The organism is Stutzerimonas stutzeri (assembly GCF_009789555.1).
Lineage (GTDB): Bacteria > Pseudomonadota > Gammaproteobacteria > Pseudomonadales > Pseudomonadaceae > Stutzerimonas > Stutzerimonas stutzeri_R.
Map to the genome: position 1 here is coordinate 3,433,664 of NZ_CP046902.1, position 26,940 is coordinate 3,460,603.

25 protein-coding genes are annotated in these 26,940 nt (G+C 63.2%); 14 read left to right on the forward strand and 11 right to left on the reverse strand.

Going from position 1 to position 26,940, the window contains the following annotated elements; translation table 11 throughout:
• Positions 1-69: 69 nt before the first annotated feature.
• Positions 70-1,149: a 4-hydroxyphenylpyruvate dioxygenase gene (hppD, locus tag GQA94_RS15680; protein WP_158188895.1), complete on the reverse strand. Its 1,080-nt coding sequence runs from the start codon at positions 1,147-1,149 to the stop codon at positions 70-72.
• A gap of 450 nt (positions 1,150-1,599) precedes the next feature.
• Between hppD and GQA94_RS15685 the strand changes: the two genes are divergently transcribed.
• Together GQA94_RS15685 and GQA94_RS15690 are read left to right on the forward strand one after the other, a co-directional pair.
• A complete protein-coding gene (locus GQA94_RS15685; RefSeq protein WP_158188896.1) occupies positions 1,600-1,983 on the forward strand; it encodes a YgaP-like transmembrane domain in 384 nt (127 codons plus the stop codon).
• Between the two features lie 229 nt (positions 1,984-2,212).
• The gene (locus GQA94_RS15690) at positions 2,213-2,428 is read left to right on the forward strand and encodes a hypothetical protein (protein ID WP_158188897.1); all 216 of its coding nucleotides are present in this window, start codon (positions 2,213-2,215) and stop codon (positions 2,426-2,428) included.
• A 28-nt stretch (positions 2,429-2,456) separates the two neighbouring features.
• Here GQA94_RS15690 and GQA94_RS15695 read toward each other — a convergent pair whose 3' ends face one another.
• The 3 genes from GQA94_RS15695 to rfbD all read right to left on the reverse strand — a co-directional run bounded on the left by GQA94_RS15695 (position 2,457) and on the right by rfbD (position 6,019).
• On the reverse strand, positions 2,457-2,654 hold the full coding sequence (locus tag GQA94_RS15695) for a hypothetical protein (protein ID WP_158188898.1): 198 nt from the start codon (positions 2,652-2,654) through the stop codon (positions 2,457-2,459).
• On the reverse strand, positions 2,651-3,817 hold the full coding sequence (locus GQA94_RS15700) for an SAF domain-containing protein (protein WP_158188899.1): 1,167 nt from the start codon (positions 3,815-3,817) through the stop codon (positions 2,651-2,653). Before GQA94_RS15700 ends, GQA94_RS15695 begins: the two co-directional genes overlap by 4 nt.
• 117 nt (positions 3,818-3,934) lie before the next feature.
• Positions 3,935-6,019, reverse strand: coding sequence for a dTDP-4-dehydrorhamnose reductase (gene rfbD / locus GQA94_RS15705; protein WP_158188900.1), 2,085 nt, complete (start codon positions 6,017-6,019; stop codon positions 3,935-3,937).
• A gap of 540 nt (positions 6,020-6,559) precedes the next feature.
• On the opposite strand from rfbD, the gene GQA94_RS15710 reads away from it, so the two are divergent.
• Complete coding sequence (locus tag GQA94_RS15710) at positions 6,560-7,594, forward strand: NADP-dependent oxidoreductase (RefSeq protein ID WP_158188901.1); 1,035 nt, start codon at positions 6,560-6,562, stop codon at positions 7,592-7,594.
• A gap of 70 nt (positions 7,595-7,664) precedes the next feature.
• Here GQA94_RS15710 and GQA94_RS15715 read toward each other — a convergent pair whose 3' ends face one another.
• The gene (locus tag GQA94_RS15715; protein WP_158188902.1) at positions 7,665-8,999 is read right to left on the reverse strand and encodes an esterase-like activity of phytase family protein; all 1,335 of its coding nucleotides are present in this window, start codon (positions 8,997-8,999) and stop codon (positions 7,665-7,667) included.
• 595 nt (positions 9,000-9,594) lie between these two features.
• Between GQA94_RS15715 and nirB the strand changes: the two genes are divergently transcribed.
• From nirB to GQA94_RS15735, 4 genes are all read left to right on the forward strand, one after another.
• Positions 9,595-12,153 carry a nitrite reductase large subunit NirB gene (gene nirB / locus GQA94_RS15720; protein ID WP_158188903.1) on the forward strand — a complete coding sequence of 853 codons (2,559 nt, stop codon included), beginning with the start codon at positions 9,595-9,597 and terminating at the stop codon, positions 12,151-12,153.
• Positions 12,153-12,530 carry a nitrite reductase small subunit NirD gene (gene nirD / locus GQA94_RS15725; RefSeq protein ID WP_158188904.1) on the forward strand — a complete coding sequence of 126 codons (378 nt, stop codon included), beginning with the start codon at positions 12,153-12,155 and terminating at the stop codon, positions 12,528-12,530. The genes nirB and nirD overlap by 1 nt, the downstream gene beginning before the upstream one ends.
• Before the next feature lie 96 nt (positions 12,531-12,626).
• Positions 12,627-13,439, forward strand: a complete 813-nt coding sequence (locus GQA94_RS15730; RefSeq protein WP_158188905.1) for a formate/nitrite transporter family protein — start codon at positions 12,627-12,629, stop codon at positions 13,437-13,439.
• 39 nt (positions 13,440-13,478) lie between these two features.
• Positions 13,479-15,200, forward strand: coding sequence for a bifunctional protein-serine/threonine kinase/phosphatase (locus GQA94_RS15735; protein ID WP_158188906.1), 1,722 nt, complete (start codon positions 13,479-13,481; stop codon positions 15,198-15,200).
• Here GQA94_RS15735 and GQA94_RS15740 read toward each other — a convergent pair whose 3' ends face one another.
• Positions 15,201-15,527 (reverse strand): hypothetical protein, encoded by a 327-nt coding sequence (locus GQA94_RS15740; protein WP_158188907.1) that lies wholly within the window; start codon positions 15,525-15,527, stop codon positions 15,201-15,203. It abuts the gene before it with no gap.
• A 177-nt stretch (positions 15,528-15,704) separates the two neighbouring features.
• Here GQA94_RS15740 and GQA94_RS15745 point away from each other — a divergent pair, with 177 nt between their 5' ends.
• Both GQA94_RS15745 and GQA94_RS15750 read left to right on the forward strand, forming a co-directional pair.
• Positions 15,705-16,013, forward strand: a complete 309-nt coding sequence (locus tag GQA94_RS15745) for a hypothetical protein (protein WP_158188908.1) — start codon at positions 15,705-15,707, stop codon at positions 16,011-16,013.
• 317 nt (positions 16,014-16,330) lie between these two features.
• A complete protein-coding gene (locus GQA94_RS15750) occupies positions 16,331-17,008 on the forward strand; it encodes a TIGR04211 family SH3 domain-containing protein (protein WP_158188909.1) in 678 nt (225 codons plus the stop codon).
• Positions 17,009-17,047: 39 nt separating this feature from the next.
• Here GQA94_RS15750 and GQA94_RS15755 read toward each other — a convergent pair whose 3' ends face one another.
• The 5 genes from GQA94_RS15755 to arsS all read right to left on the reverse strand — a co-directional run bounded on the left by GQA94_RS15755 (position 17,048) and on the right by arsS (position 21,977).
• Positions 17,048-19,129, reverse strand: a complete 2,082-nt coding sequence (locus GQA94_RS15755) for a putative bifunctional diguanylate cyclase/phosphodiesterase (protein WP_158188910.1) — start codon at positions 19,127-19,129, stop codon at positions 17,048-17,050.
• A gap of 299 nt (positions 19,130-19,428) precedes the next feature.
• Positions 19,429-19,638 (reverse strand): DUF3079 domain-containing protein, encoded by a 210-nt coding sequence (locus tag GQA94_RS15760; RefSeq protein WP_158188911.1) that lies wholly within the window; start codon positions 19,636-19,638, stop codon positions 19,429-19,431.
• Positions 19,639-19,727: 89 nt separating this feature from the next.
• The gene (locus GQA94_RS15765; RefSeq protein WP_158188912.1) at positions 19,728-20,402 is read right to left on the reverse strand and encodes an RES family NAD+ phosphorylase; all 675 of its coding nucleotides are present in this window, start codon (positions 20,400-20,402) and stop codon (positions 19,728-19,730) included.
• Positions 20,402-20,803 (reverse strand): MbcA/ParS/Xre antitoxin family protein, encoded by a 402-nt coding sequence (locus GQA94_RS15770; protein WP_158188913.1) that lies wholly within the window; start codon positions 20,801-20,803, stop codon positions 20,402-20,404. The genes GQA94_RS15765 and GQA94_RS15770 overlap by 1 nt, the downstream gene beginning before the upstream one ends.
• A gap of 196 nt (positions 20,804-20,999) precedes the next feature.
• Positions 21,000-21,977: an arsenosugar biosynthesis radical SAM (seleno)protein ArsS gene (gene arsS / locus GQA94_RS15775; protein WP_158188914.1), complete on the reverse strand. Its 978-nt coding sequence runs from the start codon at positions 21,975-21,977 to the stop codon at positions 21,000-21,002.
• A 124-nt stretch (positions 21,978-22,101) separates the two neighbouring features.
• On the opposite strand from arsS, the gene GQA94_RS15780 reads away from it, so the two are divergent.
• The 5 genes from GQA94_RS15780 (at position 22,102) to GQA94_RS15800 (ending at position 26,691) form a co-directional block, all read left to right on the forward strand.
• Entirely contained in the window at positions 22,102-22,803 is a 702-nt protein-coding gene (locus GQA94_RS15780) for a TIGR04282 family arsenosugar biosynthesis glycosyltransferase (protein WP_199270052.1), read from the forward strand.
• Positions 22,796-23,524, forward strand: coding sequence for a glycosyltransferase (locus tag GQA94_RS15785; protein WP_158188915.1), 729 nt, complete (start codon positions 22,796-22,798; stop codon positions 23,522-23,524). Before GQA94_RS15780 ends, GQA94_RS15785 begins: the two co-directional genes overlap by 8 nt.
• 179 nt (positions 23,525-23,703) lie before the next feature.
• Positions 23,704-24,882 carry a DUF1624 domain-containing protein gene (locus GQA94_RS15790; RefSeq protein WP_233270267.1) on the forward strand — a complete coding sequence of 393 codons (1,179 nt, stop codon included), beginning with the start codon at positions 23,704-23,706 and terminating at the stop codon, positions 24,880-24,882.
• A gap of 9 nt (positions 24,883-24,891) precedes the next feature.
• Positions 24,892-26,238, forward strand: coding sequence for an OprD family porin (locus tag GQA94_RS15795; RefSeq protein WP_158188917.1), 1,347 nt, complete (start codon positions 24,892-24,894; stop codon positions 26,236-26,238).
• 96 nt (positions 26,239-26,334) lie between these two features.
• Positions 26,335-26,691 carry a DUF1090 domain-containing protein gene (locus GQA94_RS15800; protein ID WP_158188918.1) on the forward strand — a complete coding sequence of 119 codons (357 nt, stop codon included), beginning with the start codon at positions 26,335-26,337 and terminating at the stop codon, positions 26,689-26,691.
• Positions 26,692-26,940 lie beyond the last annotated feature (249 nt).

The window sequence follows — 26,940 nt, forward strand, 5'->3', positions numbered from 1 at the left end:
GGCCGCCTGCGGCGCCATCAAGAAGGCTAGCGAGCGGACGGCAGCCACACCGGCCGCCGTCCCGCCCGATCAGTCGGCGGTGCTGAGCACACCGCGCTGGATCTGGTCGCGCTCGATGGATTCGAACAGCGCCTTGAAGTTGCCTTCGCCGAAGCCGCTGTCGCCCTTGCGCTGGATGAACTCGAAAAACACCGGGCCCAGCAGCGTTCCGGAGAATATCTGCAGCAGCAGGCGCTGCTCGCCGTTCTCCGTGGCGCCGTCGAGCAGGATACCCCGCGACTTGAGCGCTTGCACGGGCTCGCCATGGTTGGGCAGCCGTCCTTCAAGCATCTCGTAGTAGGTTTCCGGCGGCGCGGTCATGAACACCGTGCCGCTGGCCTTCAACTTGTCCCAGGTCGCGATCAGGTCATCGGTGAGGAACGCCACATGCTGAATGCCCTCGCCGTTGAACTGCATAAGGAATTCCTCGATCTGCCCGGCCCCCTTGCTCGATTCCTCGTTGAGCGGGATGCGGATCATGCCGTCCGGCGCGGTCATCGCCTTGGACGTAAGGCCGGTGTATTCGCCCTTGATGTCGAAGTAGCGGATTTCGCGGAAGTTGAACAACTTCTCGTAGAAGTCCGCCCAATAGGCCATGCGGCCGCGGTACACGTTGTGGGTCAGGTGATCGATGATCTTCAGGCCGGCACCGACCGGGTGGCGATCGACACCGTCGAGAAAGACGAAATCGATATCGTAGATCGAGCTGCCTTCACCGAATCGATCGATGAGATACAACGGAGCGCCTCCGATTCCCTTGATCGCCGGCAGGCGCAGCTCCATCGGCCCGGTGGGCAATTCCACCGCCTGGGCACCGAGTTCCAGGGCACGGGCGTAGGCTTTCTGCGCATCCCTGACACGGAATGCCATACCGCACACCGAGGGCCCATGCTCCGCGGCGAAATAAGCGGCAACGCCCTTGGGCTCGCGATTGACGATGGCATTGATTTCGCCCTGGCGGTACAGCGCCACGTCTTTCGATCGGTGATTGGCGACATGGGTAAAGCCCATGCTTTCCAGCACTGGCTCGATGGTGTTCGGAGTGGGTGAGGCGAATTCGATGAACTCGAAGCCCATGAGGCCCATGGGATTTTCAAACAAGTCGGCCATGATTGGCTCCTTGACTGGCTGTGCATTGAAGGGTGACGTGGATAACCGTCAGCCCGGCGGCGCACAGGGAATACCCCGAACACTGCGACCAAGGTGATCGCCGAGGGTCAGTCGAAAGCCGAGCGTCTTCATGTCAGCGACCCATGCGCTTGCCCAAGCGCGTGCCCGGCGCCAGCGGCACCCGGAATCGGCACGACGGGATGTAACGAACGTAAGCCTGATACATGGTTCATTGTCCTGCTGGCGCCGAAGCTCGGAGCGCCGTCATCAAATTTGCGTAATCTAATTACGTTTAGCGGAATTTGCAGAAGGCGTGCCCCGCTGTCAAGCGCTGACGGCATGACCGCTAACGCCGGCATCGATCGCCACCGCTTATCCCCTGTTTAGAACAAGTCACCTTCCCTTGGTGCCCAATGCAATGACCCACGAGACGAACCTCAGGAAACCGCCATGAATCGACTTTTAGACAAGCGCGCGCCGCAAAACGTACACGGCTGGGAACGCACGGCTTCGGTTGCCGGCGGATTGATGTTGCTGGGCAAGGGCCTGCGCCGCGGGGGCCTGCGCGGGATGCTGCAACTGGCCGTGGGCGGCTTGGCCCTGGCCCGGGGCATCAGTGGACGTTGCGAGGCCAAGCGCATGCTGACCGAGACCGGGCACGCCCACCAATCGCCCCGCACGGGCGACAAGCAGCGCTATAGCCATATGCCGCTCGACTCGGAAGTGCACAGCCCCGACTTCGCCGAGCCCCAGGTGACCCTCCCGGACACCACCCCGATGGGCCACGAAACGCACCCGGGCGAGCGCCCTGGCGCGATCAGGGGCGAGCCCTGAATGAGCTGTCTCTGCCGCGCTTTCCGTCACGGGTCTCAACCGCTTGCCCGGCCCGAGCGGCGACTGTTGGTCGGCTGGCGCAGGCGCGTCTCTCGGGAAAAACCAGCGGCACCGCGACCTCGCCAGGGCGGCTGGAGGCAGCCGCCGAACGGCGATTGTCGAGGTTTTGACGGCATGATATCTATGCGCCGTAATTACGTCACATGCCGTGACTTTTCGGGAAGACATCATGGAAAACACGAACACGGATAGCGCAAATGCGGGTGATTGGGGAGTCGTCTACTCGTACGGCAGCGTATTGGCGGTGTTTCAAAGCGAGCAGGATGCTCAGGACGAAGCGGCCAGTTTTGGCGGTGCGGTCGTTCGCATCGCCCGGAGCGTCCTGACCGCCATCAGTGAAGCCGGGGTCGCCACGACGGTCGGCAATCAGACTCGACCCGCATGAGGCGACCGGCCGTCACGAGCGCGACGAATCAGGCCAGGAACATGCAGGTCGCCGGGCCTTGCTCGCACCGCTCGGCCACAGACAGCTCGGCGTCTGGCGACGGCGAGCGCGGGCTCGATGTGTGGAGGGCATGGTCATACGGAACCAGGCCGGTCCCGGTTCGCTCGAACTCGACGAAGCTGTAGCCATCGGCCCAGACCTGGGCCTCGTCCGTTATCCGCTTCATCTCAGCACCTGTTGGACGAATCCGTCCGCCTGGGCATGCGTCTCGGCTCGCTCGATGATTTTCTGACGTTGCTGGACGATGATGTCCAGCACGCGGCTTGGTTGAATCTCGATATCATCGAACGTGATCAGCTGGCCCGGCTCGACCGCCCGCTTGAGCACGGTGTTGCGAAGCAGGCCGATGGGCACATGGTCGAGTTCGTCAGCAAGCCGCACCGCTTCGCCCCGCACATCGAAACCACCGATACCTCGGCTGATCACCTCGCCCGCCTTCATGTCACGCTTGGCTATCGCCGCAACGCCCAGCGTGGGCTGGGTGGAGTTGTTCAACAGCACGCCACCGCCGGCCAGCACGCGGCGCACCGTTTTCCCGACCTCAAGCGAGCACAGATGGAACGGGCGTGTCAGCACGTAATACGGGCCGGGCCCCAGCTTGAAGTACTCGATGGCCTGCGCCTGTTCCTCATCGTGACGGCAAACGAGAAAAACGCCGCCGGCCGGGTAGCCGTTGGGCAAGACGTAGTCGACGATGGGCTGGCCGATGCCTTCGGCGATCAGGCCGAGTACGTTGCCGCTGCGGGTCAGGTCGGTCGATGCCAGCCCTTCGAGGCCTCGCCGGGTGATGGTCGCACCGAAACCATTGCCCACCACCACCTGTTCGATCTGTAACTTGGTACCGTCGGTGAAGGAGGTCGTCTGTTCGAGGCTGATGCCCTGCCGCCTGGCCCAATAAGCCATGTCGTCGCGGCTCGGGTTATGGTTCAGATAGCCCTTCATGTTGCCGTACACGAGGGGCCGGAAACCCATTTGAACGGCTTCTTCGCGCAGCGCTGCCAACGAGCCAGGCTGATCGCCTTCGGCTTCGGTCAGCAAGCCCTTGCCTGCCAGGTAGGAACCCGTGGTGACCTGGAGCTCCGCATTGACGGTGACCACCGGCAGCCCCGCTTCGAACGCCCGCTCGATCACCTCGGTCCCGAAAAAAGCATCGCCCGTGCATTCGACGATAATGTCCGAGTGCGCGATGAGTTCGTCGATGGAGTTGGTCAATGCGTCGCGCAGTGGGAAGTCGGCCAGGGAGGCGGTGCTCCTGCGGGTCAGGACCCGGCTGATCTGCAGGTCTTTATAATGCTGCATGATCAGCCGAACGAAACAGTGCGAGATCATCCCTGTACCTGAAACGCCTACTCGTCTAACAGCTGAATCGGTCATCACACAATTCCATTCGTTCAAACGTGAAGATCAGACCGTTACATCAGGAAAAAAGTTTTCCAGATGTAACGATCAATGTTGGCCCGCTCCTTGCGCGACCGCCAGCTGAGCCAGGCTGGGTCCCTCTTCACCGATCTGCGGATAGGTCCTGAACGGAACGCGGCTGGGCGCCGGCCCGAAGGGAGCCGAAGGCACGTCGCACATCTGCCGGATCACATGACGCAACTCGTCACGCCACGGCTTGGGCTTGATGCCAAAGGTGCTTTCTATCCGGCTGCAATCGAGTACTGACCAGGCAGGCCGGGCGGCGGCGCGCGGCAACTGCCCGCTGGTGACCGGCAGCACTCGGGGGGCCTTCTTGATCAGGCCGACCCGCTCGGCCTCCTGGAAGATTTCCACGGCGAATTCCGCCCACGAGCAAGCCGATGCCCCGCTGTAATGGTAAAGGCCCCATTCGAGATCGCCGTCACGGCAATAACGCAGCGCCAACTCGATCAGCACCCGCGCGACGCTGCGTGAACGGGTCGGGCATCCGACCTGATCGCTCACGACCGAGATTTCGCCCGTCTTGCGACCCAGGTTGAGCATGGTCTTGACGAAATTGTTGCCATGTTCGCCGTAGATCCAACTGGTGCGCAGGATCAGGTAGCGATCCAGAACCTCACCGATGGCGATCTCACCCGCGCGCCGGGTGGAACCGTATACGCAGTTCGGCAGCGCCGGGTCGGTTTCCCGGTAAGGCACGGAGCCGTCCCCGGCAAAGACGTATTCGCTGGACAGATGGAACAACGGGATGCCGAAACGCCGGGCGGCGCGAGCGAGGTTGGCCGCCCCGTCACGATTCACGGCTTCGGCATGCGCGACCTCGGCTTCGGCGTGATCGAGATTGGTATAGGCCGCCGCGTTGATGATCAACGCCGGCTGGTAGCGCTCGATGGCCTGCTCGATCTGCGCCGGAACGGTAATATCCAGATCCTGGTGGGCCAGGCCGATGGCCTCGAGCCCAAAGCTCGCCGCCTGATTGACCAGGCAATGGCCTACCTGCCCGCCTGAGCCGCATACCAGCACACGCATGTTCCGCCCCACCGAAGGTCTGTTCTCCAGACCCTCGCGATCAGCCTCGACACGGCGCTCGCTCGCAACGACCGAGGGCGTAGCGGCGCCAGCCACCGGCGCATCAACGGCCGTCGATATTACGCTGGCCGGCTTTGGGACCAGTTCGCGTACGGTCACGCCCAGCGCCTCCACCGGCGCGTCGGCCGCTTCTGGTTCGGGCGAAAAACGGTAGCTTTCGAGCAGGCCGTCGATGACGATCCTGGCCTTGCGGAACTGGCGACGCTGAAGCAACCGGGCCACCAGGCCCAGGCGTGAAACCAGCAGGCCCAGCACCCGGCGCTTGCGAAAATATTTGCGCGCCACGAATAGATCGTTGCGCACCAGATGCCGATGCAGCGCGACCCGGTTCGGATCGGTCTCTCGATGAATATCGATGGCGCCACTGACGCGCCGCACGTGCAGCACCTTGCTCGCCGCCACCAGATAGCCCGGTGTGTCCTGGCTGATGCGCAGGGTGAATTCGGTATCGTCGCCCCACATGAACATGGCGGCGATCGGCAGGCCGTGGCGCTCCAGCGACGCCCTCGGCACGAGGATCGAGACGAAGGTCGCGGGGCGCACCGGAATCACACCGAGGTCGAGCAATGCCGGCCAGTTTTCATAGGCGATGGCGTTGGGACGTTCGTCGATGCGCGGCACATTGGTCACCAGCCCATCTTCGGTATTGGCCATCGAAACGAGGAACGAGCTCGGCTTGTCACGCACACGCAGCTGCTGGTCGGCTTCGATCAATTTTTCCAGGGCGTCCGGTTCGGGTATGACGTCGTCATCCATCATCCAGACAAAGTCGGCACCTTGTTGGTAAGCGATGCGGAAACCGGCGCTGAAGCCTCCCGAGGCGCCGGTGTTTCGCGACAGCACATAGACCTTCAGGTTGGGCACCCCTGATTCGAGCAACATCTGCTCGGTCCCGTCATCGCTGGCATTGTCGACGACGATGATGGCATCGCATGGCCGGGTCTGAGCGCTGATTCCGTCCAGACAACGTTTAAGCAAGTCCTTGCGTTTGTACGACAGTACGACGGCGTATATCTGATCCATAGGTCGCTTGATCTCTGAGCGAGAGGCAGGTGTCATTCCAGCCGGCAGTAACCCGGCGACAGTCCACAGGGTTAGTGCCAGGCGCCGCTGCGGCGCTTTTCTCGGCGTTCGAGCACAGCGCTCAGGTCGGACCGGGGAAGATCGGCGAGGTTCACTGCATGGCAATGAAATGTCGCATTTATCAGCGATGAGCTATTGACACGCCTGAATTGCAATCGACCGTTCGACCGAATCAGCGCATGCAACGCGTCGCCGGCGCGGTCTGAAGGGCCGTATCGGCTACGAAACGTGGCAGGTCACCCCCGATGGCGAATGGCAGAACCGCACCTCATCGGGGCTGGCTGGAAAATCCCCCGAGCCCGTCGAACTCGTCAGCCCGCGCCCGTTCACATGCGGGTAAAGTCCAGGCGGCAGCGGCGCAACCTGTCGGCGCTCCTCGCGTCGCCAGACCTGGCCCGCCGTCGCTTGAACCGCGAGCACACGCCGGTCGACCGCATCACGCTGATCGGCCGGCGTCGCCCTGACCATGGAGACCCCCCGATGACCCAGACCCCGCAACACAACCGTCGCATTCATCTCGCCTCACGCCCACATGGCGCGCCGACGCCGGACAACTTCCGCCTTGAAACCGGCCCGGTGCCTACCCCTGACGATGGGCAATTGTTGCTGCGCACCGTTTACCTCTCGCTGGACCCCTACATGCGCGGACGCATGAGCGCCGGCCCCTCGTATGCCGCGCCGGTGGAGGTAGGTGATGTCATAGTCGGCGGCACCGTCAGCCGGGTTGTCCAGTCCCGCCATGCCGACTACCAGGAAGGCGATTGGGTGCTCAGCGGCAACGGCTGGCAGGACTATGCCATCTCCAACGGCGAAGGCTTGCTCAAGCTGGAGCCCGACATGAAGCATCCGTCGCACGCGCTGGGCGTGCTGGGCATGCCGGGCTTCACGGCCTACATGGGCCTTCTCGACATCGGCCAGCCCAAAGCCGGGGAAACCCTGGTGGTGGCGGCAGCTACCGGGCCGGTGGGCGCCACGGTCGGGCAGATCGGCAAGCTCAAGGGATGCCGGGTGGTGGGCGTCGCAGGAGGGCCCGAAAAATGCCGTCATGCAGTCGAGACGCTTGGCTTCGATGCCTGTGTCGATCACCGCGCGGACGACTTCGCGCAGCAATTGGCCGCGCACTGCCCCAGCGGGATCGATGTGTATTTCGAGAACGTCGGCGGCAAGGTTTTCGACGCCGTGCTGCCGCTGCTCAACACCAGCGCCCGCGTTCCGGTCTGCGGTGTGGTCTCGCAGTACAACAGTACCGATCTGCCGGAGGGACCGGACCGTCTGCCATTGCTGCTCGATACCATCCTGAAGAAGCGGATGCGCGTGCAGGGCTTCATCATCTTCAACGACTACGGCCATCGCTACGGTGAGTTTGCGCGGGACATGAGCGCCTGGTATGCCGAAGGCAGGATCAAGTACCGCGAGCAGATCGTGCAGGGCCTGGAGCATGCACCCGAGGCGTTCATCGGCCTGCTCGAGGGCAAGAATTTCGGCAAGCTGGTGGTTCAGATAGGCGAGCCCTGAGCCGCGTAGCGCCGGCTGGGCACCTGCAAGTAAGGCGCGCAGGCGCCCAGCTTCCAGCGCGCGTCGATGATCAGGCTTTCGGCGCGTCGCAGCGACGCAATTGCTTGTCGCGCTGAAGATAGGCCGGTCGAACCCCGGCGATGGGGCTCGCCAGACGAATCTTCAAAAATTCGGTGGCGTCCGCGGCCCGCTCGCGCCCACCTCCACCTGGAAAGTTGTTGTCGTTGATGACCAGCAGCGTCCGGGAATCGAGCGGCAATACGCTTTCGATCGTGACGTAGGGAAAGCTGAACAGGCGTTGGCCGTCGCCATTCAAGTCGTGCGGATCGGCCAGTTGCATCAGGTCGACCAGCTCGGTCTTGCGCACCCCTCCACCGCTGCCGACGGCCTGCGTATCGATCAGGTAGATCTTCTTGAACGGCTCGCCCTGAGTAGCCGTCGCGCCATTGCGCTCGATCACCAGAAAACGACGGTCATCGATGGCCGTCATATCGCCGATCGCATGCTCGGGGGACTGCAAGCGGTACAGGAACACCCTGCCGGTGTAACGCTCCTGCTCGATATCGAATTCGTTGATCCTCAGGGTACCCGCCGGATCGCCCTGCACGGTCTTTTCAAGCAGCGCATACAACCGGTCGCCGCGGGGATTGATCGCCAGCCCTTCGAAGCCACCTGAAGCTGCGAGGTTCGCCGTCGCCCGCCCCGCCACCACATCCGCATGGTGTGGCGCATAGACGCCGGGCAGCGAGATGGCGCTGCGGGTCACGGTGCCGGAGGCGTCGGTCTTGATCAGATAAGGTCCGAACTCATCGCCAAACCACATCGCGCAGTGCTTGTCCTGACGCACCGACTCGATGTCCAGATCGGCACCGGTGAGCAGGCGACCAAAGCTGATCGAGGCGTCAACGGGCGGTTTCGAGCCGTCGTTATAGTAGAAGCGGTAGTCGGCCTGAATGGGCAAGGCGAGCCTGCGATTGATGTCATTGAGCGTGAGCCGCGACGGATGGCTGAAGCGTGCCAGTGGGGCCGCACTCAGCACATCGCTGGCGCCGACTTTGCCAGTGCCGCCGGTTGCCGTGCGAAAGTCCGGCTGCACGCTGTACAGCCGCAACAACGTGTCGGCCGAATTTTCGCGAGCGCCGAAGCCGTTGTCGGTCATGACAATGAAGCTGTTTTCGTCGGCACCGGGCAACACTGCGGAAAACCCCTGCACAGGCTGACGGTCATCGTACGGCGGCGGGAAGGTGCCGTATGGGTTGCCACTGGCCATCTGTCCGGACGTCGGGCCATCGGAAAAACTGTCTGCCGGCAGCATCGCCCAGCCGACCAGGGTGTTGCTGGCTGCCATCGCGGGAGCGGCGATCGCAGTGGCCAGCGCGACGACCAGGGGTTTCGGAATTCGCATGCGCACGTCTCCATCCGGTTGGTGCCGGCACCGAGCGGTGCGCGCGGTGCTGCGGCCTCGGAGGACACTGTAGGAATAGACCATGTCAGAAATATGGCTCGGGTCGGACGACGCGACGTCACACCGACGACCCGTCTGCGCCGCCCCGCTATCGCTTGAGCCACGCGACCTCATGAACGCCCCAAAAAGAGACCCGGCGGCGCAGCGCGCACTGATTTGGCACAGTGGTGCATGGCGCTGAGCGATCGCCGCCTGTTATGCCACGACCGGAGCTGCCAGCCTGGAGCGCCTGTCGCCGGGTCCTGCAGCCGAACCAGACGCGCTGACTGAACGACGCCAGCAAGGCTGGCACGCTAGATGCAATGCTCCGTCAAAGCTTGCCGATCCACTCGGCAGCGTGTCCCGCCGGTCAACGATGACCGTGAGCCGCCAGCGGCGCGGGATGGGTGAATCGGACAACGCAGCCCGCGACCTCACCCCCACCCTATTTTTCCGATTACCAGGCAAAGGCGCCTGGAGCTGACCCGTCAGCTCCAGGCTTTTTTTTGCTTTTTTGCTGGCCGCGCCTCGAACGGCTTCGACTGAGGAACAGCTCATGAACGCAAACGTCACCCCGATCAAAAGCGAAACACTGGTCGTCATCGGCAACGGTATGGTCGGCCACCACTGCGTCGAGCAACTGATCGAGCGCGGCGCCCTGGGTCAGTATCAGATCCACGTCTATGGCGAGGAACACCAGCGCGCCTATGACCGGGTTCACCTGTCCGAATACTTCGGTGGCCGCGATGCCGAATCCCTGGCGATGTGTGACGCCGACTATTACGCCGCCAACGGTGTTCACCTGCACCTCGGCGTGCAGGTGCTTGAAATCGACCGCGCGCACAAGGAAGTCGTCACCTGCGAGGGCCGTCAAGCCTACGACCGACTGATTCTCGCGACCGGGTCCTACCCCTTCGTGCCGCCGATCCCGGGAGCCGAAGGCCACTCGCGACTGGTCTACCGCACGCTCGATGATCTTGACGCCATCCGTGCCGCCGCCGCCCACGCCAGGCGCGGCGTGGTGGTCGGCGGCGGCCTGCTCGGGCTGGAGGCGGCCAATGCCCTGAAATCCCTCGGCCTGCAAGCCCATGTCGTCGAATTCGCGCCGCGCCTGATGCCGGTGCAACTCGACGAAGAAGGCGGTGCCGCGCTCAAGGCGCGTATCGAGGCGCTCGGCGTTGGCGTGCATCTGTCGCGCGCCACGCGGGAGATCGTCATCGGCGAGCAATACGCTTACCGGATGAACTTCAACGACGGCGAGTTTCTCGAAACCGACCTCATCGTGTTCTCCGCCGGCATTCGCCCGCAAGATGCCCTGGGCCGCGGCGCCGGGCTGGACATCGCGCCGCGCGGTGGCGTGGTGATCGACAACGACTACCGCACCAGCGACCCTGATATCTACGCCATTGGCGAGTGCGCGTCCTGGAACGGAATGATTTACGGCCTGGTGGCGCCGGGCTATACCATGGCGCGCAATCTGGCCGCTCTGTTGGTCGGCGAACCGCACCAGCCCTTCACCGGCGCGGACATGTCGACCAAGCTCAAGCTGCTCGGCGTCGATGTCGGCTCGATTGGTGATGCGCATGCCGCCACGCCTGGGGCCAAGAGCTATCGCTTCATCGACGAAGCCAACGCCAGCTACCGCCGTCTGGTGCTGTCCGAAGACGGCAAGCGCGTCATCGGCGCCGTGCTGATCGGCGACAACAGCTATTACGACACCCTGCTGCAATACGCACAGAACGGCATCAAGCTGCCGGCCGATCCATCCAGCCTCATTCTGCCGCTGTCCGATGGCGCACCGACCCTGGGGGCCGATGCCCTGCCGGACACCGCCACCCTTTGCTCCTGCCACAACGTCAGCAAGGGCGCGGTGTGCTGCCAGGTGGACGCCGGCATCACCGATCTCGGCGAGCTGAAAGCAGTCACCAAGGCTGGCACCGGCTGCGGCGGTTGCAGCGCGCTGCTCAAGCAGGTCTTCGAGCACGAGCTGACGGCCCGTGGCGTCGAGGTCGACAAGAGCCTCTGCGAGCACTTCGGCCATACCCGGCAGGAGCTATACGGAATCGTTCGCGTCGAGGGCATCATCAGCTTCGAGGAGTTACTGGCCAAACATGGCCGTGGCCACACTGGCTGCGATATCTGCAAGCCGGCCGTGGGTTCGATCCTCGCCTCCTGCTGGAACCAGCCGATCACCGATCCGCTGCTGATCCCGTTGCAGGACACCAACGACACCTTCATGGCGAACATGCAGAAGAACGGCACCTACTCGGTGGTGCCGCGCATCGCCGGTGGCGAGATCACCCCGGACAAGTTGATCGCCCTCGGCGCGGTGGCCAAGAAATACGACCTCTACACCAAGATCACCGGCGGCCAGCGTATCGACCTGTTCGGCGCACAGTTGCACGAACTGCCGGATATCTGGAGCGAACTGATCGAAGCCGGCTTCGAGACCGGGCATGCCTACGGCAAGTCGCTGCGCACGGTCAAATCCTGCGTCGGCAGTACCTGGTGCCGCTACGGCGTGCAGGACAGCGTCGGCATGGCGCTGCGCCTGGAAGACCGTTACAAGGGCCTGCGCTCGCCACACAAGATCAAGTTCGGTGTCTCCGGCTGCACCCGCGAATGCGCCGAGGCGCAGAGCAAGGACATCGGTGTGATCGCCACCGAGAACGGCTGGAACCTGTACGTCGCGGGCAACGGCGGCATGCGCCCGCGCCATGCCGAGCTGTTCGCCACCGACCTCGATGACGAAACGCTGATCCGCTATATCGACCGCTTCCTGATGTTCTACATCCGCACCGCGGACAAACTGCAACGCACCTCGGTCTGGCGCGAAAGCCTCGACGGTGGCCTGGATTACCTGAAAGAAGTCGTCATCGACGACAGCCTGGGCCTGGCGAACGAGCTGGAGGCGCAGATGCAATTGGTGGTCGATCGCTACGAATGCGAATGGGCCAACGCCATCAAGGACCCGGAAAAACTCAAGCGCTTCCGTACCTTCGTCAACGATCAGCGCGGCGACCCGGATATCCATTTCGTCAAGGAACGTGGCCAGCGCCGCCCGGCGCACCCGTCCGAACTTCACCTTATCCCCGTCACCGAGGAGGTTCTCTGATGAGCCAGTCCAACGTCGTACGTGTCGATTCCGTTCGTGCCTCTACCTGGAAAGCACTGTGCAGCCGCCGCGATCTGGTGGCCAACTCCGGCGTGGTCGCCTGGCTCGACGGCGAGCAGGTCGCGCTCTTTCACCTGCCCGATAGCGAGACCGGCGAGCAGGTGTTCGCCATCGCCAACAAGGACCCGAAATCGGGTGCCAACGTCATTGGTCGCGGCATTGTCGGGCAGTTGAAGGGCGACCTGGTCATAGCCTCGCCGCTGTACAAGCAGCACTTTCGCCTGCAGGACGGCAGCTGCCTGGAGTACCCGGAGCACGCATTGCGGGTCTGGCCGGCGCGCCTGAACGGCGACGCGGTGGAAATCGCCGCAGGCTGAGCATGACCTCGCAGCCCGGTGCGCCAACGCGCACAGGGCTGCCGAAAGAGAACCCGACTCCGATCGGGACCGGATCGCCCACCCAGAGAATTGAACATGTCCTACATCATCCCTTCGGAATTCGTCACCAAGATGGTCGACGCCGGTGAGTCCAAGATCTACATGTCCACGCGGGACACCTTGATCCGGGCCTTCATGGCCGGCGCGATCCTGGCCCTGGCCGCGGTGTTCGCCGTGACCATTACGGTGCAGACCGGCTCGCCGCTGGTAGGCGCGATGCTCTTCCCCGTCGGCTTCGTCATGCTGTATCTGATGGGCTTCGACCTGCTGACCGGCGTCTTCGTCCTGACCCCGCTGGCGCTGCTGGACCGGCGTCCGGGCGTGACGGTAAACGGAGTGCTGCGCAACTGGGGGCTGGTATTTATCGGCAACTTTGCCGGGGCGCTGACCGTGGCCTTCATGATGGCCTTCGTCTTCACCACCGGCTTTTCGACCGACCCCGGCACGGTCGGCGAGAAAATCTCCCACATCGGTGAAGCGCGCACACTCGGTTATGCCGAATACGGCGCGGCGGGTTGGGCCACCATTTTCCTGCGCGGCATGCTGTGCAACTGGATGGTATCGATGGGCGTGGTCGGCGCGATGATTTCCACGACGGTCAGCGGCAAGGCGATCGCCATGTGGATGCCCATCATGCTGTTCTTCTACATGGGCTTCGAGCATTCGGTGGTGAACATGTTTCTGTTCCCCTCGGCGATGATCATGGGCGGTGATTTTTCAGTCATGGATTACATGATCTGGAACGAGATTCCCACGGCACTGGGCAACCTCGTCGGAGGCCTGGCGTTCACCGGCCTGACGCTCTACACCACCCATGTGAAGACCGCCCCCAAGCGCGCGCTGCGCTGAGTTCCAAGAGCCCCGGACCACCGGGGCTCTTCATCTGCCATGAACGCTCAACTCAAGGTCTCGGTGGGCCAACACACCGACAAGGGCCGCAAGGACAGCAACCAGGATTTCCACGGTGCCTACCTTCCGCTGGAACCACAGCTGAGCAGCAAGGGCATCGCCATCGCGATTGCCGACGGCATCAGCAGCAGCGCCGTCAGCCATATCGCCAGCGAGGCGGCGGTGACCGGATTCTTCGCCGATTACTACTGCACCTCGGACGCCTGGTCGGTCAAGACCTCGGCGCAGCGGGTGCTGATGGCGACCAACTCCTGGCTGCACGCGCAAAGCCAGCAGAGCCCATACCGCTACGACCGAGACCGTGGATACGTCTGCACCTTCAGCGCGCTGATCATCAAGTCGACCACCGCACACCTCTTCCACGCCGGTGACTCGCGCATCTATCGCCTGCAGGGCGGCACACTGGAACAACTGACCCACGACCATCGCGTGTGGCTTGGCGAAGACAAAAGCCACCTGAGTCGCGCCTTGGGTATTCACCCCCAGTTGGAGATCGACTACCGCACCGAACGGGTGGAGGTCGGCGATATCTTCGTTCTGGCCACTGACGGCGTATACGAGTTCGTCGATGCTCATTTCATGGTCGAAGCGATCGCCCAGCATGCCGCCGATCTGGATGCCGCCGCCAGGGAAATAGTGGCCCAAGCGCTGCAAAACGACAGCGACGACAACCTCACGGTACAGATCCTGCGCATCGAGCAGTTGCCCGTCCAGGCCCCGGAGGAGCGCTATCAGCAACTCACCGAACTCCCCTTCCCGCCCATACTGGAGGCGCGGGCGCGGTTCGATGGGTACACGATCGTGCGTGCGGTTCACGCCAGCAGCCGCAGCCACGTCTACCTGGCGCTCGATGCGGATGACGACACGCCCGTCATCATCAAGACGCCCTCGATGGACCTTCGGCACGATGCCGCCTACCTCGAACGATTTCTCACCGAAGAGTGGGTGGCGCGACGTATCGACAGCGCACATGTCGTCAAGCCCTGCCAGCAGGCACGCAAACGCAACTTTCTCTACAGCGTCAGCGAATTCATCGAAGGTCAGACGCTGACGCAATGGATGATTGACCACCCGCGCCCGGACCTGGAAACGGTGCGAGGCATCGTCGAGCAGATCGCCAGGGGGCTGCACGCCTTTCACCGTCTGGAAATGCTGCATCAGGATCTGCGCCCGGAAAACATCATGATCGACACGACCGGCACGGTGAAAATCATCGATTTCGGCTCGACCCGCGTCGCCGGGATCATGGAAATCACCTCGCCGACCGAGCGCAGCGAATTGCTCGGCACGGCGCCGTACACAGCGCCGGAATATTTCCTGGGGGAAAGCGGCACACCGCGCTCGGACATGTTTTCGCTGGCGGTGATCACCTATCAGATGCTGAGCGGCAAGCTGCCGTATGGCGCCCGTGTTGCCCGGTGCCGAACCCGCGCCGCGCAGAACAAGCTCAGCTACACCCCGATCCGCGACTGCGACCGCGCGGTACCAGCCTGGATCGATGATGTGCTGCGCAAGGCGCTGCACCCCGACCCATACAAACGATACGAGGCGCTGTCCGAGTTCGTCTTCGAACTGCGTCACCCTAGCAAGGCGTATCTCGCCAGGGCACGACCGCCATTGATGGAGCGCAACCCGGTGTTGTTCTGGAAAGCCCTGTCGCTGGTGCTCGCAGCGGTGATCGTGGTGCTGTTGGGCCGGTGATCATTCGTGGCGATGTGGCGCGTGGAGATTGAGTTCGGGATCGGTCATACCGTCTTTCGAGGGGTCGAGAATCCAGCGCAACTGGGCCACCAGCTCCTCGCAGTTCTCGCCACGCTGCAACCAGTCGTGGAACGCGATTCTGGCCGCGGTCAATGATGCCTGCGCCACCGCTTCGATCTCGTTATCCGGCTCGCCGGCCTGCCACTGGTCGAACAGCGACTTCAGCGCCTGCTGTGCCTGCTCGGCGCCCAATTCACCGTCCAACCAGCGCGCCGTGATGTCCTGGGCGTGCTGCAAGGTCGCTACCGCGGGGCTTGATGCGTTCATTGGCCTTCTCCTTGTATCTGTCCTGCTTAGAGCCAGCCGGCCGGGGCGAATTCAGGCCCATCCATCGATTTGACATGGCCGACGCTGTCGCGCCGGCTGTCGCCTGCCGAGGCGAAGAAGGCATTTCACCGGGCAGCCGAGGGTCGAAATGCCGAAGCCAACCGCGCGATGATTTGCATGTACCAGATTCAACTGCTGCTTCCGCTGTACGACAACGATAACCGCCCCCAGCCAAGAACGCTGTTCGGCGAGGTTCGTCAGGAACTGGTCGCACGCTTCAATGGGCTGACCGCCTACAGCCGGGCGCCTGCCGACGGCCTCTGGCTGGAAGATGGCGAACAGACAGTGCGCGATGACCTGGTGATCTACGAGGTGATGGCCCCGGAGCTGGATCGCGCCTGGTGGCGCGCCTACCGGCACCAACTCGAAAGCCGCTTTCGCCAGGAGCAGATCATGATCCGGGCCCATGCTGTCAGCGTCTTGTGAGCCTGCGTCGAACACACACGCGGGGCTGCCTGCCATCGGTCCGCCATGATTGCCAGCGGCGCACCGTCCGAGGCAGGATGCACAATCGTATGACCATTGAGTGAACCTGGCGCCCTGCCCGTTGTCTGTCAGCTGCAGGACTACAGGGACGACGGCGCTACAGGCCATGCGCCTGGTACCGGGAAACATATCCTCCCCCTCGCAAGCAGCCGTCTCCATAGGCCTCAGGCTGTCCAGACAGCGGGCGAGGCCTCGTCAGGTTCCGTTTTTGGCCCGCTCACCGGGGCCTTCATTTTTCATTTCACGTGAAGACCACCATGTCCATATCCCGTCATCTTCTTGCTCTGCTTTCCCGTGTTTCCAAATCCGCCGTTTCGCGCCCGGCATTGCATGCCGGACTCTTTGCCGGCCTGCTGGCTGTCATCGCACCCGTCCAGGCGCAGCAAGCCGCCAATGATCGCTGGGTCAGCGACAGCCTGGCGACCTACGTACGCAGCGGGCCCACCGACGGCTATCGCATCGTTGGCACACTGACCTCCGGCGAAAAGGTCGAGCTGCTCGACACACAGGGCGACTACAGCCAGGTTCGCGGCGCAAATGGCGACCGCGTGTGGATCCGCAGCGCCGATCTGCAAGCGATGCCCGGCCAGGCAGAGCGCTTGCCGGCGTTGGAACAGCAGGTCGCCCAACTCAGCGAAGAGTTGCGAACCATCGATGACAGCTGGAAGACACGTGTGCAGGGCATGCAGGAGACGCTCGACTCGCGCAAGGCGCTGATCGATGAACTGGAAGCCCGTCGCCAGGCGCTGGACACCGCGCTCACCGCGACCGAGTCGGAACTGCGTGACGCCCAGGCGCGGCTCGGCGACGAAAACAACCAAGTGCTGATGCGTTACATGGTCTACGGCGGCAGCATCGCTGGCGCGGGCCTTCTGGCCGGGCTGATCATCCCGGCGATGACGCGCGGTCGCAAGCGCAACGACCGCTGGTTCTGAGGCTCGGCGAGGCTTTCGGGGCCGGCGCCGATACGGGTCTCAGGCGGGCAGTGCGTTGCGTGCCTGTTCGGCGCGCGCGAGGACTTGCGCCGCGGTCATGGGCCGGTCCAGCAGGAAGCCCTGCAGCGTTTGGCAGCCGAGGTCGGTCAGGAACGTCTGCTGTTCCGGCGTTTCCACGCCCTCGGCAACGACCTCGAGTTCCAGCGCCTTGGCCAAGGCGATGATCGCCGAGACGATCACCGAATCCTCGTTGCCGACGCTCATCTCTTTGACGAACGCGCGGTCGATCTTCAATTCGCTCGCCGGTAGCCGCTTGAGGTACAGCAGGCTCGAATAGCCCGTGCCGAAATCGTCGATAGAGGCCCGGACGCCGAGGTCGGTGAGTTTTTTCAGCGCTTCGATGGTCATCTCGGGATCGCGCATGGCCACGGTTTCGGTGATTTCCAGCGTGAGCTTCTCCGCCGCGATGGCATGGCGAGCCAAGATCTGGGCGACCATGTCCGGCAGGTCCGGCTGATCGAACTGCACGGCCGACAGGTTGACGGCGATGCTCCAGCGGCTGAAGCCTTGCAGATGCCATTCGCGCAGTTGCCGGCACGCCTCCTCCAATACCCACTTGCCCATCGGGATGATCAGGCCGGTTTTCTCGGCCAGGGGCAGGAACGCATCCGGCGCGAGCAGGCCGCGTGTCGGATGCTGCCAGCGCAATAACGCCTCGAACCCGCGCACCGGGCCGGCCGGCGCTTCGAATTTCGGCTGGTAGTGCAGGCGCAGCTCTCCCCGCGCTTCGGCCAGGCGCAGGTCGTGCAGCAATTGCAGATGTTCCACAGCGTTGGCATTCATCGAAGGTTCGAAGAAGCTGTAGCCGTTCCGGCCAGCGCTTTTGGTGTGGTACATGGCCGCATCGGCGTGCAGCAGCAAATCACGCTCGCCCTCGCCATCACCGGGGTACACCGCGATGCCGATACTGAGCGAGACACGCAGTTCGTAGCGCGACAGGTCGAACGGCTCGTCGATACGCCGCACCAGCTTGTCGGCCAGCGTCGCGGCATCGCCCGGGTCCGCGATAGCCGCCAGCAACACGAACTCGTCGCCCCCCAGCCGTGCGAGCGTGTCCTGCGCACGCGTGCAGGCACGCAAGCGCTCGGTAACGCTTACCAGCAACTCGTCGCCGATGTGGTGGCCGTAGGCGTCGTTGACCGCCTTGAAGCCGTCCAGGTCCATGAACATCACCGCAAAGCAGGAGCGCTCACGCCTGGCGATCTCCAACGCCTGGCTCAGGCGATCCTCCAGCAGAATCCGGTTGGGCAATCGGGTGAGGTTGTCATGCAACGCCAGCTGGATCAGCTCGCTGTTGGCCTTTTCCAGCGACGTGGCCAGCAGCGATGTACGTGATTGCATTCGGCTGTCGAGAACCGAGACGATCAGCGTAATGGCCAGCACGGCCAGGGTCAGGACGATTACCAGCAACGCCAGCCATTGGGTGTCGACGCCTGTATTGGACGCACCGCAGAAGCTGCCGTCGGGAAAGCTCGCTGCTGCCATCCCGGTGTAGTGCATGCCCGCGATCGCGAGCCCCATGACCAGGGCCGCGCAGGTCCGCCAGAGTTGTTGATGGGCGAGGTTATCGCGCAGGCGAAACGCCAGCCACAGGGCGGCGCCCGCGGCGATTACGGCCACCACGACCGACGCAATGAACCAACCGGTGTGATAAACGATGCCGGGCTGCATGCGCAGCGCAGCCATGCCGCTGTAGTGCATCGCGGTAATGCCCGCGCCGATCAGCAACGCACCCAGCACGATACGCAACCAGGGCAGGTCGCGCTGGGAGACCAGCCACAGCGCCATCGCCGAGGCGCCAACGGCGATGAGCAGTGACCCGGCGGTGATCAGCGGATCGTAGCCGAGCGGAATCGGCAGGCTGAACGCCAGCATGCCGATGAAGTGCATCGACCAGATACCCAGCCCCATGGAAAAAGCCCCACCGACCAGCCACAGGCGCGCCGCGCGGTGTTGCGCGGTGGCCACCCGCCCAGCCATGTCGAGTGCGGTATAGGAAGCGAGCACAGCGACGACGAAGGAGAAAAACACCAGAACGTCGTTATAGCTACCGACCAGCATGGTTTCGGTTCCTGAGTAGGGCTAGGCATGTTTGGCCTGGATTGAAGGCAAGCCCGCGACTGTGCCCTCTCCACCAGCGATGACGCACGGCGGCGAGCAACGTGGGCGTTGCACCAGTTCATCGTTCGCTTGGGGGTTTTCTGAAGCGGGACACGCGAGGACGCGCCGGACGGTCATTCGCCGACGCTTCGGCTGGTTCCAAGCGTACCTGCGGTTGCAGCGTTAGTCGCCGGTCCCGTGAAAAGAATTTTGCGGCCAGCGAGGGAAAGCGGCGCCATCGAGCCGGCAGAACGGGGCGTTCAGTCTCGCTTGGCGTCCGGCCGGTCGGAGGCTATCAGGTCGAAACCCCAGTCGCCGTGCAGGTACCAGTCATCGCCTATCATTTCCGCCGGATGCTGGGTGCGGCCGGCGCCGTTGCCGCAGGCGAGTGAATCCGCCGGGCAATAGCGGTCGCATCCCCAGCAGATTCGCTCGGGATGTGGAGGATTCATCGGGAATTTCTTCGCCATGGCCTCATGCTCGCAGCGACTGGAGCGCTCAGGTTAGCGGGCCACCGCCTGCGACGACTTGATCGGACTCAAGAACCAAGCCCTGCCGGTCAGACCTTTACTTCGCTCATTTGCAGGATGTGGGTAATGGCGCCTGCGCGAGCGTCCCAGACGTAACGCAGATGCGGCCCCTGCACGGGCAGCGACACCGCCTGTGGCCGGAACGCCGCGACGCACTCATGGCCGTCCAGGCGCACGCTTCGGTAGAGCAACCCCCAGGTCTTGCCGTCACGGTGCTCACGGGCGAATGCCTGGCTGTCGCCATAGGCGGACGGATCGGGCCGATGCAACTCGGGCATGTCGCGCACATCGAGCACGGGCTTGACGACCTTGTTGATATACGCGCGCACGGTGATCTCGACATTGGCTTCATGCGTGGCGGCCAGGAACCGCTCCTGATGGAACTTGGTTTCGGCGATGGCGGCGTCAATGGAACTGGCGCAGTAATAGACCCCGTAGCTGCCGTCACTGAAGCGGCTGGGATTGCCTATATGCGTGAACGCGGCCATCACCACTGTCGACCCCGGCCCGCTGACGCGGTCGCCCGGCCCGACCCGTTGCAACAGCCCGGCCTCCTCGCGCAGCCGGTCATTGGTCATCGCCTCCAGTGCGAAAGCGATCTCCAGGTCGTCCGGGCTGAGCGTATCTTCGAATACGGCCAATGGCGGAAACGAGCTGTTGATGATGCGGTACGCGTGCCGCCAGGCCGGCAGGATCTCGCGCATCAGCCCCGCACCCAGTCCAGATAACGGCGCACGTCGGCCAGGTCGACCACCTGCCCACCGAGCATGTAGTCCAGCGCGCTCACACCGTTGAACGGTGCGGCATCATTGGGCTTGTGGACCCATTCGTACGCCCGTTCCGTCTGGTTGCTGAACAGAATCCTCAGCGCCTTGTGGATACCCATCAGATAGGAGATCCGCTCCAGCGTATCGCGCGGCAAACGCACTTCCGGGAGTTTCTTGTATTTGAAATAGGTCGTGTTACCCACCGACCCGAGCAAGACCCGCTGCTGTTCGGCACTGCACTGCCATAACCGCATGAGATTGAAGAAGAACGTCAGCGCTACGCGTCCTGCCTCGGGCGAGGCGATGTCCGGCTTGCTGGCTGCCTGTTCGAGTTTCATCTTCAGCTCCGCGTTGATGACCGTTCACTACAGCCTACTCCACATACGTATAATTTCAATATTTAAATTCATATATGAATATGGGCCAGCGCGGCCGACGTGCGCGACTTATCGAGATCGCCGTTTACGGCGATTCGTGGCACGCGGGGGAATGACCGCCAGGACATCGGCTCGGTTATTGGTGCGATTCGGTCGATCAGTCCTTCAGGGCGCCACCGCAGCTCGAGCCCTGGCCTGCGGTACAGGCGTAACAGTGATCGCGGGTGACGATGGGGTTCGCGCCCAGACCCGATGGTTTCAACAGATCATGCAGGTGGGCACGGTCTCGGCCAATCACACCGGGCAATGACATGGACAGGCCCAGCATCTGATTGAAGTCACAGTCGTAGAGATAGCCCTGCCAGTCGACGCTCACCAGCGTGCGGCACATCACCGCGTCGAGATTTTCCGCCCGATAACGCTCTCGCAACAACCGCATGTACTCGTTGAACTGCCCCTTGCTGACCAGCGTGCTGCCGAACCGCGCGATCGGCTGATTGGTAATGGTCAGCAAGTGATTGAAACGGATGCCGAAATCCTCGGCCAGATGGGCCTTGTAGTCTGCCGCCAGTTGCGCCTGTGGCGGCGGCAAAGAGGGGCCCTGCGGGTTGTAGACGAGGTTGAGCAGCAGCGCACCGCCCTCCTCGCCGTAGCCCAGTTGGTTGAGCTGGCGCAGCGCGGCGATGCTGGCTTCGAACACGCCGTCGCCGCGCTGCCGGTCGACGTTCTCACGCGAGTAACACGGCAGCGAAGCGGTCACCTCGACCTGTTGATCGGCCAGAAAACCTGCGAGGTACTCGTAACCGGGCTCGCCAAGAATGGTCAGATTGCAGCGGTCGACGACTCGCAACCCTTCACCGCGGGCATGCGTGACGATTTCACCGAAGCGCGGGTGCATTTCCGGGGCGCCGCCGGTCAGGTCGAGCGTGTGCACCAGATGCGCATCGATCACGCGATGCAGGAGGGCGAGGGTTTCGTCAGTCATCGCCTCGGTACGTGTCGGACCGGCGTTCACATGGCAATGCAGGCAGCGCTGGTTGCAGCGGTAGGTGAGATTGACCTGCAATATCTCCAGGCGGCTGCGCCGGATCGGCGGGAAGCGCAATGCATCGAGCAGCGGTAAAGTGTCACGCATCGCAATCGTCACTCCGGTGTGCGTGGATCCGCCCCGCCAGCGCGGTAAGCATCCGGCGGAATGAGTCGCTGGCGATCAACGACCACTCTCATCAGCGTAGCCAAAAGTGCGGAGGGCTCACCCCTTGCTTGCAGAGCGATTCCGTTCGACCGACGAGGGCGCGACGCCCTGTCTGGTCCTGCTGTGCAAAAAACCCGCGCACGGTCATGCCAAGCAGCGCCTGGCGGTCACACTGGGACAGGACGCCGCGCTGTCCATCGCACAGGCGATGCTCGCCTGCGCCTTGGAAGACCTGCATCAGTGGCCCGGTGCCAGGGTGATCGCCCCGGACCACGTACAACATCTTGGCTGGGCGCAATCGATTGCCGGCGCGGCGCACTGCATGGCGCAACCCGACGGCAACCTCGGCGAGCGCCTGAACGCGCTGGACGCCCAGTTGCGCGCCTGGGGCCATCGCCAACTGCTATTCATCGGCAGTGACTGCCCTGCCCTGCGTCCCGATGACTACCTGCATGTCGCGCGACGGCTGCAGTGCGCCGATACGGTGTTGCTCGGTGCGCGTGATGGCGGTGTCGTGCTGATGGCGTCCAATCGCTCCTGGCCCGATCTGACCCACTTGCCCTGGAGCACTCATCGACTCGCGAGCGCGCTCACGCACCTGTGCCGACAGGCAGGACATGAGGTCGCCATCGTCGGCGAGTCCTTCGACGTCGATCACGCCCAGGATCTTGTGCCGCTGGCCGCAGCGCTGCGCGACGACGAACGCCCGGCGCGACGAAGGTTGCGCGCTGTACTGGGCGCACCCGGAATCCGTCGCGATGAGTGAGCCGAGCGCCCTCAGCGTGATCATTCCGTGCTGGCACGATGAACAGCCCCTGGCACAGCTGCTGGGCACTCTTATCCCGCTGTTTCAAGGCGCTGGGGTCGAGGGCCAGATTCTTGTCGTGGATGCCGCGGCGAGCGAGCGATGTCAGCTGTTGTGCGAGCGACACGCCGTCACCTGGCTGCCAGCCACGCCCTGCCGGGGCGAGCAGCTGCGCCTCGGCGCCCGTCACGCGAAGCATTCCGTGCTGTGGTTCCTGCATGCGGACGCGCATCTGCATGACAACCCGCTATCCGCGATGCAGGCAGCCATCGCCGAGGGCGCGGTGGGTGGTTATTTCATGTTCCGCTTCGCCGACCCCACCGGCTGGCAGGGCGTGCTGCTTGAGCGTCTGGTCCGGTTGCGCAATCGGTTCGGTGTGCCCTACGGCGACCAGGGCCTGTTCGTTACGGCTCAGGCTTATCACGACAGCGGCCAGCACAGTCCCTGGCCCCTGTTCGAGGAAGTCGAACTGGTCAAGCATCTACGTCAACGCGGTCGATTCGTTCGCCTGGACGATGGCGTGCGCGTCGACCCCCGTCGCTGGCGGCGCGACGGCTGGTGGCGGCGCTCGCTACACAATCGCCTGCTGGCGTTGCAGTTCGCCTGCGGTGTGCCCGTCGAGCGTCTCGCTGCGCGCTACGCCCGACGCGGCTCGGACCGCCTGGATGACGGTAGCCGCTAGCCCGGCCGCCGCGCGTACGCGCGGCTGCAGCAGCTGACGCCGGATCCAGACGATAACCGCTGAGACGGGAACGGTCCGAATTATGCGCGCGGCCATTCCAAAATGCGTTGTTATACTATAACTTTCGCGTCCCGTTTCATTCCAAGGACGCCGTTTCCATGGCCAACGCCGCCGCCACGATGCCTCCCGCCGGTACGATTTCATCCCTTCATGTCCAGACTCAGATTCGCACGCGGATGCTGGCGATCGATGCATTGCGCGGTCTGGTCATGCTGTTCATGCTTGTCGATCACGTGAGGGAAACGTTTTTCCTGCACGTTCAGGTAGGCGACCCCATGGATCCGGTCAACACGCCACCGGAGCTGTTCTTCACCCGTATCAGCAGCATGGTCTGCGCGCCGGTCTTCGTGTTCCTGACCGGGCTTTCCGCCTGGTTGTACGGGCAATCCCACAGCCGCCGCGAAGTATCGACGTTTCTGCTCAAGCGGGGCCTATTCCTCGTGTTCCTCGAATTGACGCTGGTGAACTTCGCCTGGAACGCAACCTTCATACCGCCGACCCTGTGGCTGCAGGTCATCTGGGCGATCGGCTTGAGCATGATCGTGCTGTCCGCGCTTATCCACATGCCGCGTGCGGCGCTGGCAGTGCTGGGCCTGGTGATCGTGGCCGGCCACAACCTGCTCGATGGCATCACACTTACCGCGGATTCGCCGTACTTCGAGATCTGGTCGATCCTGCATCAGCGCGCTTTCCTCGAAATCACCGAGCACACGCGTGCCCGGACCACGTATCCCATCCTGCCCTGGATCGGTCTGATCGCACTGGGCTACTGCGCCGGTCCCTGGTTCGCACGTGAGGCCGATCCTGCGCAGCGTACCCGCCGCCTGTTGATAGCGGGGATCGGTTTACTGGTGGGCTTCGCTCTCATCCGCTACCTGAATGTCTATGGCGACAAGCCGTGGAGCCACATGGAGAACGGCGTACGCACCTTCATGAGCTTCATGTCGCTCACCAAGTACCCACCTTCCCTGATGTTCCTGATTCCAACCATCGGCGTCGGTTTTCTGCTGCTCGCCTGGTTTCAGCAGCTCGAAGGCCGCCCCGTGCTGAAGGTGCTTTCGCTGTATGGCGGCGCGCCCATGTTTTTCTACGTCTTGCACCTGCTTCTACTCAAGGCGCTGTATCTGATCGCCGTGCAGACCTGGGGCCTGAACCAGGGCGATTACTACGGCTTCGATAGCCTCGCCGGCATCTGGCTATGGGCAGCGATGTTGTCGGTGGCGCTTTATTTTCCGACCCGCTGGTTCGCACAACTCAAGCAGCGCCGTCGTGATATCGCCTGGCTGAAGTACTTCTAGGGCCAGACGATGAATAGACAATCGTGCCGCTGGCTATGGGCGTTGCCGGTTGCCTGCCTGCCACTGGTGACCGCTGCAGGAGCGCAGGAACAGGCGACGGGCTTCGTTGAAGATGCCTCATGGACCCTGCTGAACCGCACCGTCCATGACCGCCGTGACTACCGCCACGGCAGCCTGAACGGGGCCGCGCGCAATGCGACGAAACCACACGGCGAACGCAACGATCGGGCGGAAGAATGGGGCTATGGGCTGATGGGCAGCTACACCTCGGGGTTCACGCAGGGCACGGTCGGCTTCGGTCTCGATGCTCACGCCTATCTGGGGGTAAAACTGGACAGCGGCGGTGGTCGCGCGGGCAAGGCTCGCCTGCTGGCGATGGATAACGAGGGGCATCCCCAGGACGAATACGCCCGTGCTGGCGCAGCGGCGAAACTGCGTCTGTCGTCCACGGTGCTGAAGTACGGCGAGCAGCGGGTCAAGACGCCCGTTTTCGGTTCCTCCGACAGTCGCCTGTTGCCCGAAACCGCGACGGGCTTGTCGATGACCAGCCAGCCATGGAGCAACCTGACCCTCAGCGGCGGTCATTTCACAGAAAGTACCGACCGCAATGCCAGCAGCCACGACCGTGGATTCGTCGTGAACTACTCCAACGCAAGACAGGGCGACTCGTTCGACTTTCTGGGCGCTAACCATGACGGAGCCACGGGTCTCAAGCTGGCTCTCTACAGCGCGCGCTACGACGAAACCTGGCGGCAGCACTACCTGGGCGCCGTATATGCCTGGCCGCTCGATGACGAGCAGGCGTTGTCCTTCAACGTGAATGTGTATCGCACGCAGGACACGGGTGAAGCGCGTTCGGGCGACATCGACAACGCCACCTGGAGCCTGATGAGCACCTATCATCGCGGCGCCCATCGAATTTCGCTGGGCTATCAGAAGGTCGATGGGGGTACGCCGTTCGACTATGTCACCCGCGGGGCCATCTATCTCACCAATGCGGTGGCATTGTCCGATTTCAACGGCCCGAACGAAGCCTCATGGCAATTGCGCTACGACCTGGCAATGTCCGGCTACGGTATCGAAGGCCTGAGTTTCAGTGCGGCCTATATTCGCGGTCATGGCATTGACGGCAGCCATGCGGACCCCAACGGGGGCTATGCCTACCTTGGCTACGGCCGTAACGGACGCCATTGGGAGCGTGACCTGGAAGCCCGTTATGTTGTGCAGAGCGGGGCCGCCCAAGGGATGACGTTCAGCGCCCGTTACGCGGTGCATCGTGGCAATATCGACCAGACCGAGCTGGACGCCGACCAGATTCGCCTGGCCGTGGAGTATCCGCTTCAGGGCCGGTTCTAGTCCGCTACGGTGAAGGCTGAGCCGCCCGCCCTTTTTAAACCGACTACCGGCCTCGGTGATCGCATCGAGGCCACGACCTTTCAGGGAGCACCTCGCATGCGTTTCATACTCTCGATGTTCTGTTTGATGCTCACCGCTGGCCTGGCACAGGCGCAGGGTTGCGCCGAAAAGGAGGCGGAGGTGCGTCGTAAATTGCAGCAAGCGCAGGAACAGGGACACGACGGGCGCATCCGGGGTCTTGAAACCGCGCTGAAGTCGCTCCAGGCGAGCTGCACCGAGGCAGGACTACAGGCCGAAAGGCAAGACGCCATTGACGAAGCACGGCGCGAGGTGGTCGAACGCGAGGCCGATCTGCGCGAAGCGCAGGCGGATGGCTCGCCGGAAAAGATCGAGAAACGCCAACGCAAGCTGTCCGAGGCGCAAGAGCAATTGCAGGACGCACAGGCCCGCTGAGCCCGGCTCATTGGCGGTGACGAACCGTGCGGCGGACTGGCCCCATCCGCCACACGGGGTTCCGCCTCCAGCACCGATCCACCGTACTGCGAGAGCTCAGCCGTAGCCCCGCTCGACCGAAGCGCTGCTGGCCTCTGTGTTCCGCTATTTCCGTCGAGCAAATGAACAGTGCCTTCAGGCCGCTGGTGGCGCCCGTTTCACCTCCTGCGCACCACTGTTTCGCTGCTCCCGGCGCAGCGACTCGTTGCC

Coding starts and splice junctions, on each gene's coding strand:
- hppD (WP_158188895.1), bottom strand. CDS start 1,149: ATGGCCGACTTGTTTGAAAATCCCATGGGCCTCATGGGCTTCGAGTTC.
- GQA94_RS15685 (WP_158188896.1), top strand. CDS start 1,600: ATGAATCGACTTTTAGACAAGCGCGCGCCGCAAAACGTACACGGCTGG.
- GQA94_RS15690 (WP_158188897.1), top strand. CDS start 2,213: ATGGAAAACACGAACACGGATAGCGCAAATGCGGGTGATTGGGGAGTC.
- GQA94_RS15695 (WP_158188898.1), bottom strand. CDS start 2,654: ATGAAGCGGATAACGGACGAGGCCCAGGTCTGGGCCGATGGCTACAGC.
- GQA94_RS15700 (WP_158188899.1), bottom strand. CDS start 3,817: ATGATCTCGCACTGTTTCGTTCGGCTGATCATGCAGCATTATAAAGAC.
- rfbD (WP_158188900.1), bottom strand. CDS start 6,019: ATGGATCAGATATACGCCGTCGTACTGTCGTACAAACGCAAGGACTTG.
- GQA94_RS15710 (WP_158188901.1), top strand. CDS start 6,560: ATGACCCAGACCCCGCAACACAACCGTCGCATTCATCTCGCCTCACGC.
- GQA94_RS15715 (WP_158188902.1), bottom strand. CDS start 8,999: ATGCGAATTCCGAAACCCCTGGTCGTCGCGCTGGCCACTGCGATCGCC.
- nirB (WP_158188903.1), top strand. CDS start 9,595: ATGAACGCAAACGTCACCCCGATCAAAAGCGAAACACTGGTCGTCATC.
- nirD (WP_158188904.1), top strand. CDS start 12,153: ATGAGCCAGTCCAACGTCGTACGTGTCGATTCCGTTCGTGCCTCTACC.
- GQA94_RS15730 (WP_158188905.1), top strand. CDS start 12,627: ATGTCCTACATCATCCCTTCGGAATTCGTCACCAAGATGGTCGACGCC.
- GQA94_RS15735 (WP_158188906.1), top strand. CDS start 13,479: ATGAACGCTCAACTCAAGGTCTCGGTGGGCCAACACACCGACAAGGGC.
- GQA94_RS15740 (WP_158188907.1), bottom strand. CDS start 15,527: ATGAACGCATCAAGCCCCGCGGTAGCGACCTTGCAGCACGCCCAGGAC.
- GQA94_RS15745 (WP_158188908.1), top strand. CDS start 15,705: ATGTACCAGATTCAACTGCTGCTTCCGCTGTACGACAACGATAACCGC.
- GQA94_RS15750 (WP_158188909.1), top strand. CDS start 16,331: ATGTCCATATCCCGTCATCTTCTTGCTCTGCTTTCCCGTGTTTCCAAA.
- GQA94_RS15755 (WP_158188910.1), bottom strand. CDS start 19,129: ATGCTGGTCGGTAGCTATAACGACGTTCTGGTGTTTTTCTCCTTCGTC.
- GQA94_RS15760 (WP_158188911.1), bottom strand. CDS start 19,638: ATGGCGAAGAAATTCCCGATGAATCCTCCACATCCCGAGCGAATCTGC.
- GQA94_RS15765 (WP_158188912.1), bottom strand. CDS start 20,402: ATGCGCGAGATCCTGCCGGCCTGGCGGCACGCGTACCGCATCATCAAC.
- GQA94_RS15770 (WP_158188913.1), bottom strand. CDS start 20,803: ATGAAACTCGAACAGGCAGCCAGCAAGCCGGACATCGCCTCGCCCGAG.
- arsS (WP_158188914.1), bottom strand. CDS start 21,977: ATGCGTGACACTTTACCGCTGCTCGATGCATTGCGCTTCCCGCCGATC.
- GQA94_RS15785 (WP_158188915.1), top strand. CDS start 22,796: ATGAGTGAGCCGAGCGCCCTCAGCGTGATCATTCCGTGCTGGCACGAT.
- GQA94_RS15790 (WP_233270267.1), top strand. CDS start 23,704: ATGCCTCCCGCCGGTACGATTTCATCCCTTCATGTCCAGACTCAGATT.
- GQA94_RS15795 (WP_158188917.1), top strand. CDS start 24,892: ATGAATAGACAATCGTGCCGCTGGCTATGGGCGTTGCCGGTTGCCTGC.
- GQA94_RS15800 (WP_158188918.1), top strand. CDS start 26,335: ATGCGTTTCATACTCTCGATGTTCTGTTTGATGCTCACCGCTGGCCTG.